This is a genomic window from Arthrobacter sp. TJ-238 (assembly GCF_058269215.1).
The window spans coordinates 278,233-293,447 of sequence record NZ_JBZCNH010000003.1 but is presented as its reverse complement, the minus strand read 5'-3'; the positions used below and the strand labels follow the sequence as shown (position 1 = coordinate 293,447).

The following is a 15,215-nucleotide window of genomic DNA, read 5'->3' as shown; positions in this document are numbered from 1 at the left end:
GCCTGCTCGCAAAGCGTGTAGACATACTTGCTGGGGAGCGGGCGACTACGAGTGCCGGCAGTTTCGAGCGCGCGTGATGAAGTGCAGGCCGAGACCAAGTGTGATGAGTGCCAGTGGAATGGCTCCAGGTTCGCTCTCTGCATGGATCTGCGCGACCATGAGGACCACCCCGACTGCTAGCAGCAATATCGGTATCAGTCTTTTCGTTATCAAACCGCCCCTAGAACGTGAACGGTCTGTCGTGCTAGCTGAGTTTTGTTGCGCTGCATTGTTATCGTAGTGCGGGCCCTCCTAGTACCCGAGAGCCACCACCTTCCCAGGTTTTGTGTCAGATCCGAGACCGCGCTCTCGACCCACATGACCGCCCAACCCCAGCACGCGCCAATCCCGCTACGCTGGAAGAACCGAGAATGTGACAGACAGGGACTGGGCCAGAGCTGGGAACCGAACCAGACTCAGTAGGGAGTGAATGAATGCCATCGGATTACGGTGTTACGCCTCGCTACACGGTCAGTGACGAGGGTGGGTTTCTGCGGGTGCGGTGGACTGAGGGCGTAACTATGGACGCTGATGATGTTCGATCAAGGATTTCGGCGATCAGCGCGATGTCTCCTTACGGGACACGGCCCATGCTCGTGCACATTGGGTTGGTCGACCGCATCACACCCGAGGCCAAGCAGCTACTCGTCGACGACATCGCCTCGACCCGGGTTGCCATACTGAGCCAGGACGAGGTCGGCAGGGTGCTCACCGCGTTCAATCACAGATCCGCGGTACCAAGCCGGCACTTTCACAACGAGCGTGAAGCGATCAACTGGCTTACCGAAGACCCAACCCCTGAGGCCGACGCAGGCGACTCCTGAAGGTTCTGCTAACCCTCCCGTCTGCCAGAGAGCTTTCAGGCGGGCGGTCAGCCCGGGGCGGTCGTCCTTCTTCTTCGAGGCGAGGTCCTCGTACAGCTGGGCCTCGTCGACGCCGGCTGCGAGCAGGGCGTCCCGTTGCGGGTCGGCGGTCTGCGATCCGTCGGACTTCGACACGCGCATGTAGCCGACGAGCATCCCGGGACTCCTTTCAAGCGCCTCATGGTCGCCGACATTCAGCGCATCGACTGGGACTACGAACCAGCCGGCGATTAGCACTACATGCGCCCGCTCCTGGGACTCCTGGCGCTGCCTCCGGTGCGTCGACCCCCGCCGAGGGACTCAACCTCGCCCTCGGCGGCCAGGGCGGCACCTACTCCATCAACCGCACCATCACCATCGATGAGGCCACCCAGAAGTCGCTCGCCGCCGGCACCGCCGTCGTCGTCGTGCACGGCCTGGACCCGGCAACTGCCGGCGTCTCACCCGAGGTCTTCGGCAGCCCTTCCGAGATCGCTCCCGAGCTTCCCCTCGGCACAACCTCGCCCGCCCTGTGCGGCACGCTCATGAAGACCCAGATGGGCGAGATGCCCTACGGCGGAGCCGACACCGGTGTCGCCACCGAGTCCTCCAGCTCGACCGGCATGCTCGCCCTCGGTGGCGGACTCGTCCTCGCAGCAGCAGCCGGCGGAACCTACGCAGTGCGCCGCAGCAGCGCCAAGGCATAACATCAGCCGCATTTCCTGACCACCTCGTGATCACGAGCTGAACGGGGAAGCGCCGCACACCTACCGTGTGCGGCGCTTCTCCGTGTCCGGCAGGGGCAATGGTTATGCAAAGTCCGAAGCGACCGGTTCACCCACAAGTGCACGGCTTTGAGCTCCACCCTTCGGGCTCCACCCGCCCACAGGTGGAGGAACTGCAGCGACGCTTCACATCCAAGTAGCGGCTGGGGAGTGACGTAGCCGGCAGTTCTCGTCGTTCAGCTCGGCCGCGGTGAGCATGATCAACTCCTCGCGCATGACTAACTCCTCGATCCGTTCGTCCATCCGCTTCGCGTAGTGGATCGGCATGGTGCGCGATTCGGGCATGCGGAATTCGTCGACTTCGCGAACGATGTCGTAGCGCAGGTCTAAAGAGCGTCCCCGCTTCGTCACTCAAGGCTCAGGGGGAGTCTGCACTCAATGGTTGCTGCGTTCCTGGACCCATGGCGAGAGGTTCGGGTTCCTCGGGTGATAAGGAGGGTCTCCTTTTCCCCAGCGCAGCAGTACTGAGTCATCTACTGTTTCACCTATGCTGGTGCGCACTGGGCGCAGGTGTCGCTTGTTCCAGGGTAGGAAGCGGGCTATGCCGCAGAGGGCATTGGCATAGAAGCGGATCGGTCCCCGCCACTCGTTCCCCTCGAGAGGTACTGCCGGTGGTTCTAGTGCGAGTCCGGCCTCAAGCGCATGTCTGGCGATCCACTCACGCGTGAGCACCGAGAGGGGATTGGCGACGCCCGGTTTTGACGTGCCACCGCCGCCGACGTTGGTGTGGGAACCAACGAACCACCGCTGCTCAACGTGCGTGGTGTGATCACCGGTTGGAATCGGTACGTCGGTCCATAGCGAGGGCGTCAAGTGCGCGCGGTGCTCATCGATCGCTACTGCGTGATAGGCGTGATCCACCAGCCCGCTCAGTGCTGTGTCGTGGAACTTGTAACGGCCGCGGGCGAGCCAGCGCCCGACGCCTCCGGGAATGCCGAGGTTACCGACGGTGTCGAGGACCCCGATGAACCGAATGCGAACGAGCCGCGAGTGTTCAAGGAGGAGGTGGTCCTCCGCTGTTGTCGCCGGTTCTCCTTCGGTCTGCATTTCCCGCAGACCAGGGGCGCCACTTCCTCGCCTGTAGCGGGCGAATACTGCCTCAGCTGAAAGGACATCGGGTGCGATGACCCCGCACTTGGCGATGGCACCGGCCAGGCTACGTGCTGTGAAGGCACCACGGCTGTAACCGAAAAGGTAGATCAGGTCATCGTCGCAGCGGTGACGCTCGGCAATGAAACGATACGCGTTGATGATGTCCTCATTCAGGCCCCCGCCGAAGGCTCCACCGGTCAGACGCTTCCAGACACCGGCACCTGTTCCCACACCCGGGTTGTAGTAGATCTCCTGCACTGCTCCTGCGGAGTCCCGGGGAGCGGTACGTTCGTGGAGCTGCGCAATGTTGGTGTTATCGTCGCGATCCTGCCATGTCCCATCAAGGAAGAGCGTGATATTCATCTGTGCCCTCTCGCCCTTAGCTGCTGGTCCAACACAACAGCCTAATCAACGGAGCCCGTGACGGCCCTGCCGATGAGGAGGACCTGATTCAGACCTGCACCGCATCATCATTCGTCACCAGCCGCTGTTGTGGCGGGTGGGGGAGCGGGCTGGTTCTGACGGCCCCGACGCGATGGTGTTCCCAGAGGGAAGGGGTGTAGGGGCAGGCTGGGTGGCCAACCACTCGCGGGCTTCGAGTTCATCGCCGAACGGGTCACGTTCACCCCGGGCAATGCCTCCCTGGCGAGGGTTCAGCTGATTCTGCGGGTTACAGGGTGGAGAGCAGCTGCCGCATCTGATCGATCTCGGTCTGCTGGGTCTCGACGATGGTTCCGGCGAGTTCGACCGCATCGGGGTTCTGCCCGTTGTCGATCTCGTCCTGAGCCATGTCAATCGCGCCCTCATGGTGGGCGGTCATGGACTCCAGGAACATGCGCGATGCCTCAACGCCTTCGGCGGACTCGAGCTCGGCCATCTGGTTCTCACTCATCATCCCGCTCATGCCCCCCATGTCTCCCGAGCCGCCCATGTCGCGGCTTTCCATGCCGACTTCGGGTTCCATGGGCTCGCCCCAGGCCTCGAGCCATCCGGTCATCGTCTCGATCTCAGGGCCCTGCGCCTCCTTGATCATGGTCGCGAGCTCGGTGACTTGCGGGTCGATGCCGTCCTTGGTCAGGATCGTCTCGCTCATCTCCACGGCCTGCCGGTGGTGCGGGATCATCATCTGCGCGAATATCACATCCGCGTCGTTGTGCTCAGCCATAGCCTCATCAAAGGCACCCGGCGACGCACCGGCACTGGATTCAGTGCTCGCTGTGGGGGCAGCCGCGGCGGAGCTTTCTTGGCCCATGTCCATGCCCTCCATATCTCCGCCGGAGGACGAACCGCAGGCGGAAAGGGTGATCAGGGCGGCAACGGACAGGGATGCAACGGAAAAAGAACGCTTCATGGTGGTCAGATCCTTCAACACTCAGGTGGGGACATACGATCAATCCCTCGCAGCGTCTACGAGTCGGTGAGATACCGGTCGCCGTGGAGGAAGTTGCCGGGCCGCGCACATGGACGCGCCCCAACCAGGAAAGTGGCCCTGCCACCCCTGAAAAGGAGTGCGTGCGGGCCGCGGATCCTATGTCCGGCTGATACAGAGAAGAGTCAGCGAAGGGGCAGGTGCAGGTCGTGATGCCCGGCCCAGGAAAGGGGGGCCGCGACGGACGACGGTCGAGAGCAGGGCGCGACCGGCAGGAGTGAGCAGCCAGGCGGTGCCGGCGACGATCATCGCCAGCACGCACATTCCGAGCATCATCTCGTCTGCGCAGTCCCCGCAGTATCCGGCGAGGATCCCACCGTCGGCGGTACCCGACGTCGTACCGGACACAGTAGCCAGAGCAGTATTTGTTGCGGCAGCGTGGACAGCAGCCGTGTCGCCCAAAGCCCCTGCTATTGTCCGGTCAACGCGACCATCATGGGCATGTCCGGGCGCTCCCACCGTGTGTACTGCGGTGCTGTCCGCTGCAGCGACCATCATGGTGGTCGGCGATGTAGCTGGGGTGCTGATCGGGGTGGCGGTGGCGGTGGCGGCGTGGTGGGACGTCGAACCGTGTCCGCCCATCCATACGTGCATCGCGATGATCCCAACGATGATGGCCGTCAGCCCGGTGAACGTCAGAACGAACGGCACGAAGGAGCGTTGCGCAGTCCGAAGGGAAGCAATGGCCCGTGTCAGCCGAGTCCTGGCCAATGGACCACCCCTTCCCTTGCTTCCTAGATTTTATCGTTTCATTCCAGCCCAACCAGAGGGCGACGCCCAATGGGAACCCGTTGACCCTGTCATCCGATCCTGTCGGTCGACGTTGGCGTCACAGGATCATCGGTTCACGGCCGATTCGCGTTCATCAGCAAGCCCAACATCACCTCGTGCTCGTGCTCGTGCGGTCGTCCAGCCTGTTCGGGTCGAGGTCGATCCGGCGCAGCAGCTGCGCGTTGAGGGCGACCACGATCGTCGACACACTCATCAGGACCGCGCCGGCGGCGGGGGAGAGCAGGATCCCCGCGAACGCGAGCACGCCGGCGGCCAGGGGGACGGCGAGGACGTTGTACCCGGTGGCCCAGACGAGGTTCTGGATCATCTTGCGGTAGCTGGCCCGGGACAGGTCGATCATCGCCAGCACTGCCCGCGGGTCGTTCCCGGCCAGGACGACACCGGCCGATTCCATGGCCACGTCTGTTCCGGCGCCGATGGCGATGCCCACCTCCGCCCGGGCGAGGGCGGGGGCATCGTTCACGCCGTCGCCGACCATCGCGACTCTCAGTCCGCGCGACTGCAGTTCGGTGACCTTGGAGTCCTTGTCCTGCGGCAGGACATCGGCGAACACCTCATCGATGCCCAGCTCCTTGCCGACGACGTCGGCGACCTGGCGTGCATCGCCGGTGATCATCGCGACCTTCACCCCGCGGTCCTGCAGGGCCTTCACGGCGGCCCGGGATTCCTCCCGCACCTTGTCCTCGAGCCGGACCGCGCCGATCACGGAGCCGTCGCGGATGACGTGCAGCACCGACGCGCCGCGGCCCACCCATTCCTGCACCGTCCCACCGATGTCGGCAGGGGTACCCAGTCCGAGTTCCTTGAGCATGTTGGGGCCTCCTACGGCGACGTCGTACCCGTTCACGGAGGCGCGGACACCACGACCGGTCATGGACGCGAAACCCGTGCCCGTGTAGCCGAGGTTCGCGGCGTCGGCATTGGACCGTGCGGCGGTGACGATGGCCCGGGCGACCGGATGCTCACTGTCGGCTTCCGCGGCCCCCGCCAGGGCCAGGAGTTTGGCCTCGGTGACACCGTTGACAGTGGTGGTCGCGGTGACGGCGTGCTGGCCCTCGGTGAGGGTGCCGGTCTTGTCGAACAGGACCACGTCGACGGTGCGCATCCTCTCCAGGGCGATGCGGTTCTTGATCAGCACCCCGGCTTTCGCGGCCCGTTCGGTGGAGATCGCGATCACCAGCGGGATCGCCAAACCCAGGGCGTGCGGGCAGGCGATCACGAGGACGGTGACCGTGCGGATGACAGCGTCGTCCGGGCTTCCGAGGACCATCCAGGCGATGAAGGTCAGGATGCCGGCGCCGAGGGCGAAGTAGAACAGCAGGGCCGCGGCCCGGTCGGCGAGGGCCTGAGCCCTCGAGGAGGAGGCCTGCGCCTCGGCGACCAGGCGCTGGATCCCGGCGAGGGTGGTGTCCGCGCCGACCGCGGTCACCTGCACCCTCACTGCATTGTCGGTTGCGACGGTTCCGGCGACGACGGTCTCACCGATTGTGCGGGATACGGTGCGGGACTCCCCGGTGATCATCGACTCGTCGAACTCCGCGGTCCCGTCGATGATCTGTCCGTCCGCCGGCACTCGGGCGCCGGAGCGGACGAGGACGATGTCCCCGGTGACCAGGGAGCTCACCGGGACGGTTTCGACGCCGGATCCGGTGACCTTGTCGGCTTCGTCGGGGAGGAGGGCGGCCAGGGCGTCGAGGGCGCCGGCGGCTGAGCCGAGAGCCCTCATCTCCATCCAGTGCCCGAGCAGCATGATGACCACCAGCAGGGCGAGCTCCCACCAGAAGTCCAGGTCGAACCCGCCGATACCCAGCGTGGTGACCCAGGACGCGATGAACGCGACGCTGATCGCCATCGCGATCAGCAGCATCATGCCCGGCTGCCGGGACTTCAGTTCCGTCACCCCGCCTTTGAGGAACGGGGCCCCGCCGTAGACGAAGATGACCGTGCCCAGGACCGGGGCGATCCACATCGAGCCCGGGAACTCCGGTGGCATGTATCCGAAGAGCATGGTGAACATCGGACTGAACGCGACCACGGGGATCGCGAGGACCAGACTGAGCCAGAACTTGTTCTTGAACATCGCCGTGGAATGCCCGGCATGCTCCCCGTGCGAATGGACCTGATGATCCTCATCGACAGCCCGGCCGGAATGTCCCGAATGACCGGTGTGGCTCGTGGGATGCTGCGTCTCGGCGAGAGCGGAGTGAGCATCGGCCTGGGGCATCGCCTGGCCGTGGGTGGTGTGGACATCATCACTGCCATTGACTGCAGCTTCTGTGGCGGTGGGACCGGGGGATCCCTGGTGGTGGTTGTGGTAGTGCGCGTTGTTCGTCATGATCGAGCCCTTCCGGGGCACCTGAGAGCAGATATGTTCTAGGCCTTGCAGCGCTCCTGCATCAAGCGCTGCAAGAACTAGGTGGACGCCGGCTGGTATCCGGCGTCGCTGATCGCCGAGGCGACAACCTCGGCGTCGAGGGGTGTGGCGCTGGTGACATGCAGGGTGGAAGTGCCTCCGGCGACAAGGTCGACGCGCGTTTCACGGACCCCGGTGATCTTCCCGACAGCCCCGCTCACCCTGGACGCGCAGGAGCCGCACGTCAGACCAAGAACCGGGAACGCCGCGGACACGTCATCGGACGTGACCGGAGCAGCCGGCGCTACAGCCTCCTGAGGGGCGCAGCAGGAACACCCGGAGGAGTTCTTCTCCGTGGCGGGAAGCAAAACGGTGGACGAAACAGTGGGTGAAGCAGTCGACAAAGCAGATGTGCCGCACATGGGAACCTCCGAGGAACATGCGAATGCGTGAGGGGAACCGAAGCGCTGCAGGCGGTCACTATCAGTGAGCCCGCCCAACATCACGACAGTTCCGGATGTCATGCCGGGCGCCTCACAGGAGAGCCCGACAGCAACGAAATTATACCCCCCTGGGGTATCTGTCAAGGAGATTCTGCATGGCCTTCACATCGACGAATTCATGGCCGGTGATGGTGAGTGGGGGCTAGCGTGACACTCGGGGCGCCGGTCCCGGATGCCCCTTGACCTTCAGCAGACCGACGGAAGAGGAGCGGAACAATGACTCACATCACCTCCATGCTCGAGACGTACCCGAAGGATCTTGGCGGCATCGACCGCGAGAAACTGGCCCAATGCATTGCGGCTTGTTTTGAGTGTTCACAGACCTGCACGGCGTGTGGGGACGCGTGTCTGAGCGAAGATATGGTTGCCGAACTCACAAAGTGCATCCGCACGAACGCCGACTGCGCAGACATCTGCACCACGACCGGCCGGGTCCTCTCCCGGCACACCGGCTACGACGCGAACATCACGCGAGCTGTCCTGTTGGCCTGCGAAGTCGCCTGCAAGGCGTGCGCCGATGAATGTGAGCAGCACGCGCAGATGCACGAGCACTGCAGGATCTGCGCCGAAGCCTGCCGCCGCTGCGAGAGGGCCTGCCGCGAACTCGCCGCTACTCTCAGCTGAGCTCGGTCATCGGTGGCTTCCCCACGCCCCAGCCTCGAGGGGCAGCCACCGAGGAACCTCCTTCGGAAACCCTCACCCCATCACGCCACACGCTCATTCTCAGTGCTCATTCTCGGCGCCCGTGGTCAGCTGTTGACCGCGGCGACCCGGGGGAGGAGGTGCGGTAGTGACACTTGAGGTCCTCATTCCAGCTCATAGGAGCGGGCTCTTCCCCTTAGATGGGTAGCCATTCGGGGCCGGCTTCTATTGACAGTCCGATAGAGCGGGCGTAGGTTCTCGCGGTGTGCGCCCGGACTGGCGGATACGGCGATGCCGGTCCTGTCAGCGGACCAGTCGCCTTCAGGGCATCCGACGCTTATCAGGGCAGGATCCGCGGCAACCGTACTCCTGCCGAACTCAGGAGCCTGAAATGAATACCCAGAACAAGCTGTGCCTTTCCCTCCTCGCCACGCTGTCTCTTGTCGCTGGATCCGCGTCGGCCGCCACCGCTCACGAGGAGGACACCCCTGCACCGTGGCCGCCCCCGGAAACCGACGGGTATCAGCCGGCGCCCGCAAGCTACTACGAGGACGTTGTGTTTACCGCGTGCGGCACCACGATCACTTTGAGGGCTGGGGACGTCCGAGACTCGTACGAGAAAGTTCGGGTGAAGCGTGATGGGACGACGGTGATCAAGCTCCGGGGTCACATCACCACGGATGTGATCGCTGAACCCGGCGGAGATCTGCCGCACGGAGGCTTTCTCGACGAACTCGACAATTCCGGACCCGCGAACATCTACATCTCGGCGGACGGGTTGACCATCAAGGAGAAGATCGGGGGGCCCTCTGTCATCTACCCCGTAAGTGAGACTGATGCCGCTGCGCTGGCCGCAGCGGGTTTTCCTGAGTTCGGCTACTTCGAGGACGGCAAGGTGACCATCAGAACCGTTCTCACCGACGATGAGGCCGCTCTCGAACCCGAATCCACCGAGGTGCTGAAGAACACGACCAGGGATGTGGTCGACCTGTGCCAGGAGCTGAAGGAATCGGCAGAGCATTCCGACTGATACTGCCCATAACCTCCAACCGGCCGAATGAGGACACACCGGAGCCGTCCAGGTGATTGCTATAGAGCTTTGGAGGGGGCGCTGGGGACAGGCTGGTTCCCTTCGGATGTTGCCGGTCCAAGTGGAAGATGGGCTTCGTTGCTGGTGTCTGCCAGCGGGCTGTTCGGCCCGGTGCTGACTGTGGGGAGCGCGAGCACTTCTGCCATGAAACACGGCGAGACAAGTTTTCGAGACAAGGGATGTCCTGTACTTACGGCGGGAGGGAACGCCCGGAATTCGACCCGTCAGCCTGTCTTGAAAAGCGTCGACCGTGGGTGTTCATGCATCGCCATGCACAACCAGAGGGGATCTCCGCCTGTTGCGGGCGCCCATCGACAAGAACAAGTGCTGGAAGCCCGGAAAGCTATCTGGTCATACCTGACCGGGCTCTTCCCTACCGGGCAAGTATCCTGCATCTGCCGCTGATGCGCTGGACGCGCTGCCACCTGAAAGAAGGATTGGCCGGCGCGCGGCTCCGGTCTGGTTCTATGCGTCGTGCGCGGCCGGCATGTCGTCGGCCAGCGGCACCGACGTCGCGGGCAGGGTTTGTGCGTTGAAGTCGATAATCTGCCAGCCGCGGTCGGGGTGTTCTTCCAGAACGGTCCAGGCACAGTTGGCCATGCCGGCGAACATCTCGCGCATGTGGGCTGGGGCGTCGAAGAAGGCCAGTAGTCCGCTGCGCAGGGCTGCCCCGTGTCCGACCAGCACACCGGTGCCGCCGCCGTGCAGGGCTCGGGCTGCCTCCACCATCACGGTCTTCATCCGCTGGTTCACCTCCGAGGGCAGTTCGGCACCGGGAACCCGGTAGTTCTCTTCGGTGAAGAACTTTCTATGAACGTCCGGGTGCTGCTGCCGGAACTCGCCGAAGGTGGTACCTTCCCGGATACCCACGTGGTATTCGCGGAGCCGCTTGTCCAACACCGGTTCCAGACCGGTCAGTCGGGCCAGTTCGGCGGCGGTATGCCGGGCGCGTTCCAGATCGCTGGACCAGATGAAGCGGGGCTGGAAGGTAGCCAATAGCTTCGCGGCCTGCTGTGCCTGGCGGCGACCGGTTGCATCGAGGGGGATGTCTGCGTGGCCCTGTGCTTTCTCGAGCACGTTCCATTCAGTCTGCCCATGCCTCCATAGCACCAGACGGGGAGGGGTTCCGCTGGCCCGTGTCTGGTGCATCAATTCTCCTCAGTGCCGTTGGTTTCCCCAAGGCTTCCGGCCATGATCCGACTCTGATCCAGGCCTGCGCCGTCCCGATCGAAGCGGCGTCCGGTCACGGACCGCCGGGTTCTTGATCTATTCCCAAGGGCTTGGCGGAACCGTAGGCTTCGACCTGATCCTATCCATAGACGGGTCGGGGTCCACCGGGACGCTTGGCGAGAGGAAACCGGCATGCGGGCAGAGGTTCAGGATTGGTATTCGGTCCGGAGCTTCCGGGGGAGCGTGTTCCACCGGCAGGACCTGATGGAGCGCAAGCAAGGTCAGCGGGTCAGCGTGGTGCTCCCTGCGAAGAACGAGGCAGCAACTATCGGGTCGATCATCACCGCGTTGCGCGCCGAGTTGATGGAAGAGCTGCCCCTGTTGGACGAGATCATCGTGATCGATTCGAACTCCACGGACGATACCTCCGCGGTGGCGGCGGCCGCTGGAGCCACGATCGCGCACCAGGACCAGATCCTGCCGGACACCGGATGTATTCCTGGCAAGGGCGAAGCGCTGTGGAAGTCCCTGGCGATCGCTTCGGGGGACATCATCGTGTTCATCGATGCCGACCTGCGGGAATTCAACGCGCAGTTCGCGGTCGGTCTGCTCGGTCCGCTGCTGACGGATCCGCAGATTCACTTCGTCAAGAGCTACTACGACCGCCCCCTCGACGACGGGGTGAAGGTCATGCCGGCCGGGGGTGGCCGGGTGACCGAACTCGTGGCGCGTCCCCTGCTGAATCTTTTCTGGCCCGAGTTGGCGGGGGTCGTCCAACCGCTGGCCGGGGAGTACGCCGCGCGCCGCAGCCTGCTCGAATGCATACCGTTTGTCTCCGGCTACGGAGTCGAGATCGGCATGCTGATCGATGTGCTGGAAACGGTGGGCCTGAACGGTATGGCTCAGGTGGATCTCGGAGAGCGCCGTCACCGCAACTCGACCGATGGGGAGCTGGCCAGGATGGCGATGCAGATCCATCTCACCGTGCAGGCGAGACTTCACAGGCGCGGGCTTGCCCCGGCTGCCCCCCGCACCGTGGAACTGACGCAGTTCCTGCGGAACGGGGAAAATTACATTGGGGACACCGCCGTCGTCGGGGTGTCCGAACGCCCGCCCATGCTGGACATCGGACAATACTGGTCCCTGACCGGCGAGTGGGCCTGAGCGTGCGGGTTCTCATGAATGCCGGCCCGTGGCTGCCCGTCCCACCCTCCGGTTACGGTGGCATCGAAACGGTCATCGCCACCTTGATTCCCGAACTGCGCCGGGCCGGTGTTCATGTCACGCTGGCCACCGTCGGTACCAGCACGATCGAAGCCGACGGCTACCTGTATCCGTTGGCCGGGCCGCAGTTCGCCGCGATCGCCCGGCCCTACAACCAGGTCTCGGGTATCGCGCACGCCCAGATGCAGGGGATCGTTCAGGCCATCTATGACGGTGGCAGCTGGGATGTTGTCCATGATCATCTCGAAGTCGTGGGACCTGCAGTCTTTGCTGCGATGGGTACGGCCGCCCCGCCAGTGCTGCAGACCCTGCACTGGGATCTGGCGAAGCACGGCGCGTTCTATCAATCCTTCGACGGTCGTGGTCGTGTCCGGTTCGCCGCGGTATCGCAGTCCCAGCTGGACCGCGCACCGGAGGCACTGCGGCGCCAGGTCATCGGTGTCGTCCCGCTTGCGGCCCCGCCGGCACTGGAGATTCGGGCGGACAAAGCAGATCATGCCCTGGTGCTGGCCCGCATCACCCGGGACAAGGGGCAGGATGCGGCAGTGCGGATCTGCCGGCAGGCGGGCTTGCCGCTGGTACTCGCCGGGCCGGTTGCCGGCATCGATGATCCCGCGGAGCTGGACCGCCGTCTCGCGTCCGGTGACGCCCAGCTCGCATCCCACCCCGATGTCATCTACTTCCAGGACGAGGTTCGTCCGCTGCTCGACGGACACAGGTACCGGTGGATCGGGGGTGTCGGCGGCGAAGCGAAGGAACGCGTTCTGCGTTCCGCCCGGGTACTCCTGGCGCCCAACCGATGGGCCGAGCCCGGAGCGACAGGGGTGGTGGAAGCCCTGTCACGGGGCGTTCCCGTCGTTGGGACACCGTTAGGGGTGCTGCCCTCGTTGGTGCAGCACGGCCGTACCGGGTTTCTTGCCGCCGAGGAACCGGAGCTGGCAGGGTTCCTGCAGAAGCTGGACAGTATCCGTGCCGAGGACTGCATCGAGGCGGCGTCCATCTGGACGCCGGAGGCGATGGCCGCCAGCTACCTGCACCTATACGACCAGATTCTTCAGGAGGCTCGATGACGGTGAAAGTAGCTCTTATCGGGGCCGGTTCCGTAGGGCAGCGCCATGCGCGCACCCTGCAGCAGCTCGGCGTCCGGATCACCAGTGTCACCGACGCCCATCCGGAGGCGGCGGAGAAACTGGCCCGAGAGCTGGACGCACGAGCCTTCACCGACCCCGAGACAGCGCTCGACCTCACGGATGCCGATGCCGCCTATGTCTGTGTTCCTCCCTTCGCGCACGGTTCGGGTGAGCGCGCCGCGCTCTCCCGGGGCCTACCTCTGTTCGTGGAGAAGCCGGTCGGTCTGGGCCGGGAAAGCGCGGAAGAAATCGGAGTGCTCGTCGAGGCTGCCGGTGTGGTGACCGGCACCGGATACCACTGGCGCTGCGCCGACACCATGGAGCACGCGCGCGATCTGCTGGCGGAGGCGCCTGCCCTGTTGGCCAGCGGCTACTGGCTCGACAAGCGCCCGCCGGTCCCGTGGTGGGGTCGGGTGGACCGCTCCGGGGGGCAGGTGGTGGAACAGCTGACCCACGTTCTGGACGCTGCCCGTTTCCTCCTTGGCGACGTCGTCGAAGTTTATGCCGCCGGCATCCGCGGCGCGCCGGAAACCGACAGGCAGACAGCAGGCAGCGCCAGCCAGGAATCCGATGACGTCGACGACGCCACGGCCGCTACAATGCGCTTCGCCTCCGGAGCGGTGGCCACGCTGGCCGCGACGTCCGTGCTGGCCGCCAAACACCGGGCTGCTCTACATACGGTGAGCCGTGGTTTGTACCTGGAGGTATCCGAAGCCGGCCTCAGCAGCTTCAACGGCACTTCACGAACGGATCTGGAAAGCGCGGAGGACCCACGGGTAACGGTGGACCGGGAATTCATCGAAGCCGTCCAAGGTGAGCGGGAAGCCACGCGCACTCCCTATGCTGAGGCCCTGGGAAGTCATCGGCTTGGCTGCGCCATCGCTGAATCGGCCCGCACCGGACTGCCGGTGAGGTTGCCCCAAGAGCGGTCCGCGGGACAATAGGGTGAAGCGCCGCCGCAACCTCGTCATCCCGGCACCTGGCTCCCTGGAAATCATCGAGGAGCAGTTACCCGACGTTCCCGAGGGTGGACTGCTGCTCGAAACCCTCGTCACCGGCCTGTCCGCGGGCACGGAACTTGCCTTTGTGAAAGGGGACCACCCTGGGCTGCGGTCGCGACTTGATCCCGACCTGGGCGTTTTCTTGCCGCACTCCGCCGGCACCGCCTACCCGATTCGCAGGCTCGGCTATATGGAAGTTGCCAGGGTAGCGGAATCGCGAACTGCCGCATTCTCGGAGGGAGACGTCCTCGCCTGCGCGTTCGGGCATGCCACTGCGCATGTGGCGGATCCGCTCAATGAGCATCTGGTGCTACTGGGCGAGGACCTTGATCCGCTGCTGGGCGTCTTCGTGGCGCACCTCGGGCCGATCTGCGCCAACGGTCTGCTGCATGCGGCAGCGGAGGCAACCGGCGGCATGGTCCGCGGTCTTGCTGATGGCGTGGACGGACGTGAGGTGCTGGTTACCGGAGCCGGTCCCATCGGGCTTCTCACCGCCCTGTTCGCCCAGTCGCTCGGCGCGCGCGAGGTTGCCGTCGCAGACTCGGACCCCCGCCGCCGCCGGGTGGCGGCAGACCTGGGTTTCCTGGCCCTGGACCTGGACGACGATCCCGGCAAGCTACTGAAAACACGGTGGCGCCATGGCCCCGCAGACCGGGGAGCGGACGTCGTGTTCCAATGCCGTGGACGTCCCGAGGCACTCCATGCCGCCCTCCGTGCCGCCCGCCCTCAGGGAAGCATTATCGATCTGGCCTTCTATACCAGCGGAGCGGACGCCGTGCGCCTCGGCGAGGAGTTCCATCACAACGGACTGAACCTACGTTGCGCGCAGATCGGCCGGGTACCCCGCGGCCTGGCGGGGCACTGGGACCGTGCCCGGCTCTCCGCTGAAACCATCAAGTTGCTCCGCTCCCACGGCGATGTGATCCGCAAGCACCTGATCTCCGACGTCGTACCCTACGACGACGCATCGCGGCTGATACATGACGTCTCCCAGCGCCAACGGCATGTCCTTACTGCTGTTTTCGCTGTAGCCCCCGGATACCTGTAAGTAGGTATCGTCGCCGCTGTTTTCTGGCTGCCCCGTCACGAGCTGTCGCGAGGCGAATGACCTGTGATCATGTCC

At 64.6% G+C, this 15,215-nt stretch carries 14 protein-coding genes and 1 pseudogene; 8 read left to right on the top strand and 7 right to left on the bottom strand.

All coding sequences use genetic code 11. The features are described from left to right. Positions 1–473 precede the first annotated feature (473 nt). Positions 474–764, top strand: a pseudogene (locus AC4D2O_RS07505) (hypothetical protein); the annotation flags it as partial. Here the strand turns inward: AC4D2O_RS07505 and AC4D2O_RS07500 are convergent. Next, a complete protein-coding gene (locus tag AC4D2O_RS07500; RefSeq protein WP_490906500.1) occupies positions 681–1,043 on the bottom strand; it encodes a recombinase family protein in 363 nt (120 codons plus the stop codon). The pseudogene AC4D2O_RS07505 and the gene AC4D2O_RS07500 overlap by 84 nt on opposite strands. A 266-nt stretch (positions 1,044–1,309) precedes the next feature. Between AC4D2O_RS07500 and AC4D2O_RS07495 the strand changes: the two genes are divergently transcribed. Continuing rightward, complete coding sequence (locus tag AC4D2O_RS07495) at positions 1,310–1,588, top strand: GVDTG sorting domain-containing protein (RefSeq protein ID WP_490906174.1); 279 nt, start codon at positions 1,310–1,312, stop codon at positions 1,586–1,588. A 204-nt stretch (positions 1,589–1,792) separates the two neighbouring features. On the opposite strand, the gene AC4D2O_RS07490 is transcribed toward AC4D2O_RS07495, so the two are convergent. From AC4D2O_RS07490 to AC4D2O_RS07470, 5 genes are all read right to left on the bottom strand, one after another. Beyond that, complete coding sequence (locus AC4D2O_RS07490) at positions 1,793–2,017, bottom strand: hypothetical protein (RefSeq protein WP_490906173.1); 225 nt, start codon at positions 2,015–2,017, stop codon at positions 1,793–1,795. Positions 2,018–2,041: 24 nt separating this feature from the next. Further along, entirely contained in the window at positions 2,042–3,121 is a 1,080-nt protein-coding gene (locus AC4D2O_RS07485) for a T6SS phospholipase effector Tle1-like catalytic domain-containing protein (RefSeq protein WP_490906172.1), read from the bottom strand. A gap of 307 nt (positions 3,122–3,428) precedes the next feature. Then, the gene (locus AC4D2O_RS07480; RefSeq protein ID WP_490906171.1) at positions 3,429–4,109 is read right to left on the bottom strand and encodes a DUF305 domain-containing protein; all 681 of its coding nucleotides are present in this window, start codon (positions 4,107–4,109) and stop codon (positions 3,429–3,431) included. Positions 4,110–5,067: 958 nt separating this feature from the next. Continuing rightward, on the bottom strand, positions 5,068–7,314 hold the full coding sequence (locus tag AC4D2O_RS07475; protein WP_490906170.1) for a copper-translocating P-type ATPase: 2,247 nt from the start codon (positions 7,312–7,314) through the stop codon (positions 5,068–5,070). Between the two features lie 77 nt (positions 7,315–7,391). After that, a complete protein-coding gene (locus AC4D2O_RS07470) occupies positions 7,392–7,754 on the bottom strand; it encodes a heavy-metal-associated domain-containing protein (protein WP_490906498.1) in 363 nt (120 codons plus the stop codon). A 297-nt stretch (positions 7,755–8,051) separates the two neighbouring features. Here AC4D2O_RS07470 and AC4D2O_RS07465 point away from each other — a divergent pair, with 297 nt between their 5' ends. Together AC4D2O_RS07465 and AC4D2O_RS07460 are read left to right on the top strand one after the other, a co-directional pair. Beyond that, on the top strand, positions 8,052–8,459 hold the full coding sequence (locus AC4D2O_RS07465; protein WP_490906169.1) for a four-helix bundle copper-binding protein: 408 nt from the start codon (positions 8,052–8,054) through the stop codon (positions 8,457–8,459). A 409-nt stretch (positions 8,460–8,868) separates the two neighbouring features. After that, the gene (locus AC4D2O_RS07460; protein WP_490906168.1) at positions 8,869–9,507 is read left to right on the top strand and encodes a hypothetical protein; all 639 of its coding nucleotides are present in this window, start codon (positions 8,869–8,871) and stop codon (positions 9,505–9,507) included. A gap of 525 nt (positions 9,508–10,032) precedes the next feature. Here AC4D2O_RS07460 and AC4D2O_RS07455 read toward each other — a convergent pair. Further along, positions 10,033–10,716, bottom strand: a complete 684-nt coding sequence (locus tag AC4D2O_RS07455; RefSeq protein WP_490906167.1) for a histidine phosphatase family protein — start codon at positions 10,714–10,716, stop codon at positions 10,033–10,035. 213 nt (positions 10,717–10,929) lie between these two features. On the opposite strand from AC4D2O_RS07455, the gene AC4D2O_RS07450 reads away from it, so the two are divergent. From AC4D2O_RS07450 to AC4D2O_RS07435, 4 genes are read left to right on the top strand one after another with little or no spacing between them, the layout of a single operon-like run. Further along, positions 10,930–11,901: a glucosyl-3-phosphoglycerate synthase gene (locus AC4D2O_RS07450; protein WP_490906166.1), complete on the top strand. Its 972-nt coding sequence runs from the start codon at positions 10,930–10,932 to the stop codon at positions 11,899–11,901. Positions 11,902–11,903: 2 nt separating this feature from the next. Next, complete coding sequence (locus AC4D2O_RS07445) at positions 11,904–13,031, top strand: glycosyltransferase (RefSeq protein WP_490906165.1); 1,128 nt, start codon at positions 11,904–11,906, stop codon at positions 13,029–13,031. Continuing rightward, positions 13,028–14,035, top strand: a complete 1,008-nt coding sequence (locus AC4D2O_RS07440) for a Gfo/Idh/MocA family protein (RefSeq protein WP_490906164.1) — start codon at positions 13,028–13,030, stop codon at positions 14,033–14,035. Before AC4D2O_RS07445 ends, AC4D2O_RS07440 begins: the two co-directional genes overlap by 4 nt. A 1-nt stretch (position 14,036) precedes the next feature. Beyond that, entirely contained in the window at positions 14,037–15,140 is a 1,104-nt protein-coding gene (locus tag AC4D2O_RS07435) for a zinc-binding dehydrogenase (RefSeq protein WP_490906163.1), read from the top strand. Positions 15,141–15,215: the final 75 nt, after the last annotated feature.